The sequence below is a fragment of the Nocardia sp. NPDC060220 genome (assembly GCF_042727815.1).
Classification (GTDB): Bacteria; Actinomycetota; Actinomycetes; order Mycobacteriales; family Mycobacteriaceae; genus Nocardia.
In genome coordinates this window covers 1-7,794 of record NZ_JBHWZY010000273.1, presented here as the reverse complement: position 1 = coordinate 7,794, position 7,794 = coordinate 1, and the positions used below count along the sequence as shown (strand labels likewise).

The 7,794-nt window shown below is 68.0% G+C and carries 9 protein-coding genes; 7 read left to right on the top strand and 2 right to left on the bottom strand.

Features of this window, described 5'->3' with window-relative positions; all coding sequences use genetic code 11:
* Nucleotides 1-724: metal-dependent hydrolase (locus tag ACFWF3_RS16165; RefSeq protein ID WP_379314289.1), on the bottom strand; the 724-nt coding region annotated here is incomplete at its 3' end.
* Between the two features lie 98 nt (nucleotides 725-822).
* Here ACFWF3_RS16165 and ACFWF3_RS16160 point away from each other — a divergent pair.
* From ACFWF3_RS16160 to ACFWF3_RS16130, 7 genes are all read left to right on the top strand, one after another.
* The gene (locus tag ACFWF3_RS16160) at nucleotides 823-1,440 is read left to right on the top strand and encodes a TetR/AcrR family transcriptional regulator (RefSeq protein WP_378989735.1); all 618 of its coding nucleotides are present in this window, start codon (nucleotides 823-825) and stop codon (nucleotides 1,438-1,440) included.
* Nucleotides 1,441-1,674: 234 nt separating this feature from the next.
* Complete coding sequence (locus ACFWF3_RS16155; RefSeq protein ID WP_379314288.1) at nucleotides 1,675-3,174, top strand: CoA-acylating methylmalonate-semialdehyde dehydrogenase; 1,500 nt, start codon at nucleotides 1,675-1,677, stop codon at nucleotides 3,172-3,174.
* 7 nt (nucleotides 3,175-3,181) lie between these two features.
* Nucleotides 3,182-4,321, top strand: coding sequence for an acyl-CoA dehydrogenase family protein (locus ACFWF3_RS16150; RefSeq protein WP_379314287.1), 1,140 nt, complete (start codon nucleotides 3,182-3,184; stop codon nucleotides 4,319-4,321).
* On the top strand, nucleotides 4,318-5,388 hold the full coding sequence (locus ACFWF3_RS16145) for an enoyl-CoA hydratase/isomerase family protein (RefSeq protein WP_379314286.1): 1,071 nt from the start codon (nucleotides 4,318-4,320) through the stop codon (nucleotides 5,386-5,388). The genes ACFWF3_RS16150 and ACFWF3_RS16145 overlap by 4 nt, the downstream gene beginning before the upstream one ends.
* Nucleotides 5,385-6,281, top strand: a complete 897-nt coding sequence (gene mmsB, locus ACFWF3_RS16140) for a 3-hydroxyisobutyrate dehydrogenase (RefSeq protein WP_378989739.1) — start codon at nucleotides 5,385-5,387, stop codon at nucleotides 6,279-6,281. The genes ACFWF3_RS16145 and mmsB overlap by 4 nt, the downstream gene beginning before the upstream one ends.
* A gap of 17 nt (nucleotides 6,282-6,298) precedes the next feature.
* Entirely contained in the window at nucleotides 6,299-6,952 is a 654-nt protein-coding gene (locus ACFWF3_RS16135; protein WP_379314285.1) for a TetR/AcrR family transcriptional regulator, read from the top strand.
* Nucleotides 6,931-7,446 (top strand): SRPBCC family protein, encoded by a 516-nt coding sequence (locus ACFWF3_RS16130; protein ID WP_379314284.1) that lies wholly within the window; start codon nucleotides 6,931-6,933, stop codon nucleotides 7,444-7,446. Before ACFWF3_RS16135 ends, ACFWF3_RS16130 begins: the two co-directional genes overlap by 22 nt.
* A gap of 18 nt (nucleotides 7,447-7,464) precedes the next feature.
* Here ACFWF3_RS16130 and ACFWF3_RS16125 read toward each other — a convergent pair.
* A partial coding sequence (locus ACFWF3_RS16125) for a helix-turn-helix transcriptional regulator (RefSeq protein WP_379314283.1) occupies nucleotides 7,465-7,794 on the bottom strand: 330 nt, incomplete at its 5' end.

Sequence of the window (7,794 nt, the reverse complement as noted above, 5' to 3'; positions counted from 1 at the left end):
GCCTGGCCCAGGAGCGGCCCTTGTCCTTGCTCGGATCCTGGCGATACAGGTACGCGGTCGAGACGACGAACAGCGGCAGCAGGGTGCCGCTGGCGAGCAGCCCGGTGCGCAGTCGGCGGGCGTAGCCGCCGTCGACGTGCATGTAGGCGTCGAACACCACGCTGCGGTGCTCGACCTCCTCGGCGCCGTGCCAGCGCACCAGATCGAGCATGGTCGGGTCCATCCCGAGCTCGGCGAGTACGTCCGATTCCAGCAGCCATTCGCCGATGACGGCGGTGAAGTGTTCCATCCCGGCGAACAGGCCGAGGCGTTCTTTGAGCCATTGCTCCTTGGCGCGGCCGGTGAGTCCCTGGTCGCCCAGGATCCGGTCGACCAGCCAGGCGATCTTGGCGACATAGGACTCGACATCGAGTCCGATCGACTGCAGATGCCGCCGCGCGCCCTCGTGGCTGCTGGCGTGCATCGATTCCTGGCCGATGAACCCGGTGACCTCCTCCCGCAGCCGCTCGTCCTCGATGTAGGGCAGGGCTTCGGCCAGGCAGGTGGCCATCGCCCGTTCGCCCTCGGGGAGGACGAGATGCATCACGTTGGTGACATGTGTCGCGAGGACTTCGCCCGGGATGTAGTGCAGGGGCACCGACGAGAAGTCGAAATGCACATCCCGCGCGTGAATTGCGTGCGCTTGTTCCTGATAGGAGCGCGCCGTTGCACCGTTATCAGCCATATCGGAACCGTACAGTGCAACAAATACTATCGCAATGTTGCAGACGGATCTGATCTGCGGTTGTGATCGGGACCCGCCGCGCCTGATACCGTCGAAGCGTGCTCTCCACCGCCGCGACCTCGGGAAATTCGCCCACCGCCGACTCCGTCGAAGAACGAATTCTCGATGCCGCCCTCGTGCAGTTCGAGCGGGTGGGCGTGCGCAAGACGACGATCGAGGACATCGCCAAGGCCGCCGACGTCGACCGCGCCACCGTCTACCGGCGGATCGGTTCGCGCGACGATGTGGTGAGCGCGGCCTTCGAACGGGAGGTGCGCAGGCTGCTGGCCGACCTGGGTGAGATCCCGGCGCGCCACGACACCTTCGACGACATCGTCGTCGACGTGTTCACCACCGTGATCACGCGATGGCGGGCGCACCCATTGGTCGAGCGGCTGCTCACGCTGGAGGCCGACCGCCTGCTGCCCCAGCTCACCGTCGACGGGGCGTCGTTCTTCCTGCTCTCGGTCGCGGCGTCCACCGAGATCCTCCGAAAGGTGCTCGAGGACAGCCGATTCCCCGACATTCCCGACCTGAGCGCTCGGGTCGAAGTGGTCTGCCGCGTGGTGCACTCGCTGATCCTGCAGCCGGTGGGCACCATCGACACCGGCTCGGAGCAAGCATTGGCGGCGTTCGCCCGCACGTATGTGGTTCCGATTCTGGTAGCCGGGTTGTAAGCGCGGGCTCCGCATCGGGGGGAAGGGTGTGGTCGGGTCCTCGGTGACCCGGTCGGCCCCGCGTAGCTGGTCTCGAGTTCTGCACTACTTTGTTGGCGGTATGTCAATAGTGTCGGTCCTGCATTGACAAACACCGGGCCGGACTGCGAAGGTACCAATTACTTGGACATCCAACTATTGGAAACCCTCCAACTGCGCACACCGCGCGACCGACATCAACGGAGTAGGACTGGCATGGTTCGCGAACTCACGCACTTCATCGGCGGCAAGCACGTCACCGGCACTTCCGGCGCCTTCGGCGACGTCTTCGATCCGAATCTCGGGCAGGTGCAGGCCAGGGTTCCGCTGGCGAATGCCGCCGAGGTGAGCGCGGTGATCGACAACGCGGCCGCGGCTCAGCCGGTGTGGGCGGCGTTCAACCCGCAGAAGCGCGCCAGGGTGCTGATGAAGTTCGTGAACCTGGTCAACGACGAGATGGACAGCCTGGCCGCGCTGCTCTCCTCCGAGCACGGCAAGACCATCGCCGACGCCAAGGGCGACATCCAGCGCGGCCTCGAGGTCATCGAGTTCGCCATCGGCATCCCGCACCTGCTCAAGGGCGAGTACAGCGACAGCGCGGGCACCGGTATCGACGTGTACTCGATGCGTCAGCCGCTGGGTGTCGTCGCCGGTATCACGCCGTTCAACTTCCCGGCGATGATCCCGCTGTGGAAGGCGGGTCCGGCGCTGGCCTGCGGTAACGCCTTCGTGCTCAAGCCCTCCGAACGCGATCCGTCGGTGCCGCTGCGCCTGGCCGAGCTGTTCCTCGAGGCGGGTCTGCCGCCGGGGGTGTTCAACGTGGTCAACGGCGGCAAGGAAGCCGTCGACACGATCTTGGGCGACAAGCGGATCAAGGCGGTCGGTTTCGTCGGCTCGACTCCGATCGCCCAGTACATCTACGAGACCGCGACCGCCAACGGCAAGCGCGCGCAGTGTTTCGGTGGGGCCAAGAACCACGCGGTCGTGATGCCCGACGCCGACCTCGACGATGTCGCCGATCAGCTGATCGGTGCGGCGTACGGGTCCGCGGGGGAGCGCTGCATGGCGCTGTCGGTGGCTGTGCCGGTGGGCGCGGAGACCGCTGATCGGCTGGTCGCGAAGCTGACCGAGCGGGTGCACAAGCTCAATGTCGGGCGCTCCGACGACGCGGGCGCCGATTTCGGTCCGCTGGTCGGGCTCGACGGGGTGAACCGGGTCAACGACTACGTCCAGATCGGGGTCGACGAGGGCGCCGACCTGGTGGTCGACGGCCGCGGCCTGAGCGTCGAGGGTGCCGAGAACGGCTTCTTCGTCGGCGCGAGCCTGTTCGACAATGTCACCGCCGATATGCGGATCTACAAAGAGGAGATCTTCGGCCCGGTGCTCACCGTGGTCCGCGCGGGCGACTACGAAGAAGCGCTGCGGTTGGTCGACGAGCACGAATACGGCAACGGTGTCGCGATTTTCACCCGCGACGGTGACACCGCGCGCGATTTCTCCGCTCGGGTGCAGGTCGGCATGGTCGGGGTCAATGTGCCGATTCCGGTGCCGATCGCCTACTTCACCTTCGGTGGCTGGAAGGGCTCGGGCTTCGGTGATCTCAACCAGCACGGCCCGGATTCGATCCGGTTCTACACCAAGACCAAGACGGTGACCCAGCGTTGGCCTGCCGGGCTCAAGGAGTCCAACGCTTTCGTCATCCCGACGATGGACTGAGGCGGCAATGTTCACCCTCGATGCGGACGAGCGCGCGATCGGCGAGACCGCGCGCCAGTTCGCCGACGAGTTCCTGGCGCCCAACGCGCTGGATTGGGATGAGCGCAAACACTTCCCGGTCGACGTGCTGCACAAGGCGGGCCCGCTCGGGCTCGGCGGCATCTCGGTGCGCGCCGATGTCGGCGGCTCCGAACTGCGCAGGCTCGACGCGGTGCGGATCTTCGAACAGCTCTCGACCGGGTGCCCCTCGGTCGCGGCGTACATCTCCATCCACAACATGGCGACGTGGATGATCGATGCCTACGGCACCGAGCAGCAGCGCCACCGGTGGGTGCCGGGAATGGCCGCGCTGGAGCTGCTCGGCAGTTACGCGCTCACCGAACCGGGCGTCGGATCCGACGCGGCGGCCTTGAGTACCAAGGCCGTTCGCGACGGCGAGGACTACATCCTGTCCGGCGCCAAGCAATTCATCTCCGGCGCCGGCGCCAACGACGTGTACGTGATGATGGTGCGAACCGGCGGGGACGGCCCGCGCGGCATCTCGGCGCTGATCGTCCCGGCCGACACACCGGGTCTGACGGTGGGACCGAACGAACGGAAGATGGGCTGGAACGCGCAGCCGACCCGGCAGGTGATCCTCGACGGTGCCAGGGTGCCGGTCGCCAACCGGCTCGGTGAGGAGGGCGACGGCTTCTCGATCGCGATGAACGGCCTCAACGGTGGCAGGCTCAATATCGCCGCCTGCTCGATCGGCGGCGCGCAGGCCGCGCTCGACAAGACGGTCCGCTACCTCACCGAACGCCACGCCTTCGGAAAACCCTTGGTGCGCAACGAGGCACTACAGTTCGAGCTGGCCGACATGGCCACCGAACTGGAGGCGGCGCGGACGCTGCTGTGGCGGGCCGCCGCCGCGCTCGACGCGGACGCGGCGGACAAGGTATCGCTGTGCGCGATGGCGAAGCGATTCGCCACCGACACCGGTTTCGACGTGGCCAACAAGGCACTGCAATTGCACGGTGGCTACGGCTACCTGCACGAATACGGCCTGGAGAAGATCGTGCGCGACCTGCGGGTGCATCAGATCCTCGAGGGCACCAACGAAATCATGCGGGTGGTTGTCGCCCGCTCGCTGATCGGAGCAGCATGACCGACGAACCCGAGGTGCTGATCGCCGTCCGTGACGGTCTCGGCGTGATCACCCTGAACCGGCCCAAGGCCATCAACGCGCTCAATCACGCGATGACACTGGCCATCACCGACGCGCTGCGCTCCTGGGCTCACGACGACGCGGTGCGTGCCGTCGTGGTCACCGGCGCGGGGGAGCGCGGGCTCTGCGCGGGCGGCGACATCGTCGCCATTCACGCCGACGCGAAAGGCGGCACGGCGGGCGCCGATTCGCCCACCGGGCGGTTCTGGCGCGACGAGTACCACCTCAACGCGCTGATCGGCAGCTATCCCAAGCCGTATGTGGTGATCATGGACGGCATCGTGATGGGCGGCGGGGTCGGCCTGGCCGGGCACGGCAGCCACCGCATCGTCACCGAACGGTCCAAGATCGGGATGCCCGAGGTCGGCATCGGTTTCGTCCCCGACGTCGGTGGCACCTACCTGCTGTCGCGGGCACCGGGTGAGCTCGGCACGCACGTGGCGCTGACCACCGCGCGGATGTCCGCGGGCGACGCGATCGCGGCCGGATTCGCCGACTACTACGTGCCCTCCGACGCACTACCCGAGCTGCTCGACGCGCTGGGCACCGTCGGTGTCGACGCGGCGATCGCCAAGTTCGCCGAGTCCGCGCCGGCCTCGGACCTGCTCGCACAGCAGCGCTGGATCGACGCTTGCTACAACGCGGACACCGTCGAGGAGATCGCGGCGCGGCTCCAGGCCGACGAAGCGCCCGAGGCCGTCGAGGCAGCCGCTGCTCTCCTCGCGAAATCCCCTGTCGCGCTGAAGGTCACGCTGCGGGCCTTGCGTGCCGCGCAGGACCTGCCGAGCCTCGAGGCGGTGCTGGACCAGGAATATCGGGTCTCGGTCGCCTCACTCGGCTCGCACGACCTGGTCGAGGGCATCCGCGCCCAGGTGATCGACAAGGACCGCAATCCCCAGTGGCGGCCCGCGACCCTCGCCGAGGTGACCGACGAGCAGGTGGCGGCGTACTTCGCCGGTCTGGGTGCGGCGGAACTGGGTTCGACGACAGCGGAGGCACAGCGATGACGAAGACGATCGGTTTCCTCGGGCTCGGCCACATGGGCGGCCCGATGGCGGCGAATCTGGTGCGGGCGGGCTACGACGTGCTCGCCTACGACCCGGTGCCCGCCGCGCAGGAGCAGGCGCGCGCCGACGGCGCGACGGTGGTGGCCACCGCCGTCGAGGCCGCCGTCGACCGTGACGTGGTGATCACCATGCTGCCCAACGGCAAACTCGTCCTCGACGTCTACGCCGAGCTGCTGCCCGCCGCCACGCCGGGCACCCTGTTCCTCGACTGTTCCACCATCGATGTGGCCGACGCGAAAGCCGCTGCGGCCCAGGCTGTGACGGCCGGACATCGACCGCTGGACGCACCGGTCTCCGGTGGGGTGGCCGGTGCCACCGCGGGCACCCTCACCTTCATGGTCGGCGGCACGGCCGCCGACTTCGCCGACGCCGGCGATGTGCTGGAGGTAATGGGCGGCAAGGTGGTGCACTGCGGTGACTCCGGCGTCGGTCAGGCCGCCAAGATCTGCAACAACATGCTGCTCGGAATCTCCATGATCGGCCTGTCGGAGGCACTGGTTCTCGGTGAGCGGCTCGGCCTGAGCCATCAGTCGTTCTTCGACGTGGTCTCCACCGCATCCGGCCAGAGCTGGGCACTGACCAGCTACTGCCCGGTGCCCGGCCCGGTCCCCACCAGCCCGGCCAACAACGACTACCAGCCCGGCTTCGCTACCGCGCTGATGTCGAAAGACCTCACCCTGGCCGCGAACGCGTTGCAGGCCAACGGGGTCGACGGCCGGCTCGGCGAACTCGCCGCCGCGATCTACGCGCGGTTCAACCAGACCGACGCCGGGCGTGACTTCTCCGCCATCGTCACCGACATCCGGGACCGTTCCGCGGAGGCCGACCGGTGACCGAGGCAGACAGCTAGGTGCGAACCGACACGTCACCGCTCGGTCTGCGGGGGCCCGCCGCGCGGGCCCGCCGCAGACAGGCGGTGTTGGTCGCCGCGCAAGACGTGTTCGTCGCGCACGGCTACCACGGCGCCCGGATGGAGGAGATCAGCGCGCGGTCCGGGATCAGCAAACCGGTGCTCTACGACCACTTCGCGGGCAAACTCGACCTGTATCTCGCTGTGCTGCAGCACAATCTGGACCGGATGGTCGACGGCGTCCGGGCCGCCGTCGCCCGCGACACCGACCCACGGCAGCGGGTGCGCCGGGCGGTGATGTCCTACTTCGACTTCGTCGAACACGACGTCGGCGGGTATGTGCTGGTGTTCGAATCGCCGGTGCCCAGCGAGCCGTCGGTCGAATGGCGGGTGCGCACCGCGATGCGCGACTGCGCCGCCCTGGTGAGCGTGGAACTGCGCGCGGGCGGGGTGGACGAGGCCAGGGCCGAGATCCACGCCTGGGCGCTGGTGGGTATCAGCCGCCTCACGGCCGGCCACTGGCTGGAGGCCGGGCGGCCGATCTCCAAAAGCGACGCGGTCGACACCGCGGCCGCCCTGTGCTGGAACGGATTATCGACAGTCGATCGACAACAGGAAGAACAAGGACAGTCATGGCTCAGGCTTTCGCATTGACCGAATCCGACGACGCGTTCCTCGCGAACGCGGCGAACCGCTACGTCCACGTCATCGACATTGCCGCGCCGCCCTCGGCGGTGTGGGCGGCCCTGGTCGCTGATGACGCGCTGGTGTCGTGGTCCGGGCTGGTCACCGGCATGCGGTGGACCACGCCGCGCCCGTTCGGCGTCGGCACCTGCCGCGTCGTCACCCTCGGGCGCATCGCCGCGCTGACCGAACGCTTCTACCGCTGGGACGACCAGCGGCGCATGACCTTTACCGTCGACTTCGCCTCGATCCCCGGCCTGCGCCGCTTCGCCGAGGACATCGAGCTGACGCCGACCGCCACGGGAACCCGGCTGACGTGGACCTTCGCCGTGGAGGGCAAGCCCGCGCTGCAACTGCTGCTGCGCTCGACGAGCGCGGTGACCGAGCGGATCACCGGCTCCATCGCCAAGGGCATCGCGGGCAGTGTCGCCGCGACAGCGCCGAACAGCGGCCCTGCCGTCTGACGGTGCGTCGTCTGCGGCTCATCCCTTGAGCCGCAGCACCGCCAGCACCCTGCGATGGCGGGTATCCGACGGTGGCAGATCGAGTTTGGTGAAGATATTGCCGATGTGCTTCTCGACGGCCCGCTCGGTGACGGTGAGCGAGGTGGCGATGGCGTTGTTGGTGAGGCCCTGCGCCATCAGCTCGAGCACCTCCCGCTCGCGCGGGGTGAGCCGGGCGAGCGAATCCTGTTGCCGGGACGCGCCCATCAGCTGACTCACCACTTCGGGATCGAGTGCGGTGCCGCCGGTGGCGACCCGGTGCAGCGCGTCGACGAAGTCACCGACGTCGGCGACGCGATCCTTGAGCAG

Bases quoted from the DNA above. Each gene is read 5' to 3' on its own strand.
- mmsB (WP_378989739.1), top strand. From the start codon at position 5,385: ATGACGAAGACGATCGGTTTCCTCGGGCTCGGCCACATGGGCGGCCCG.
- ACFWF3_RS16150 (WP_379314287.1), top strand. From the start codon at position 3,182: ATGTTCACCCTCGATGCGGACGAGCGCGCGATCGGCGAGACCGCGCGC.
- ACFWF3_RS16145 (WP_379314286.1), top strand. From the start codon at position 4,318: ATGACCGACGAACCCGAGGTGCTGATCGCCGTCCGTGACGGTCTCGGC.
- ACFWF3_RS16155 (WP_379314288.1), top strand. From the start codon at position 1,675: ATGGTTCGCGAACTCACGCACTTCATCGGCGGCAAGCACGTCACCGGC.
- ACFWF3_RS16130 (WP_379314284.1), top strand. From the start codon at position 6,931: ATGGCTCAGGCTTTCGCATTGACCGAATCCGACGACGCGTTCCTCGCG.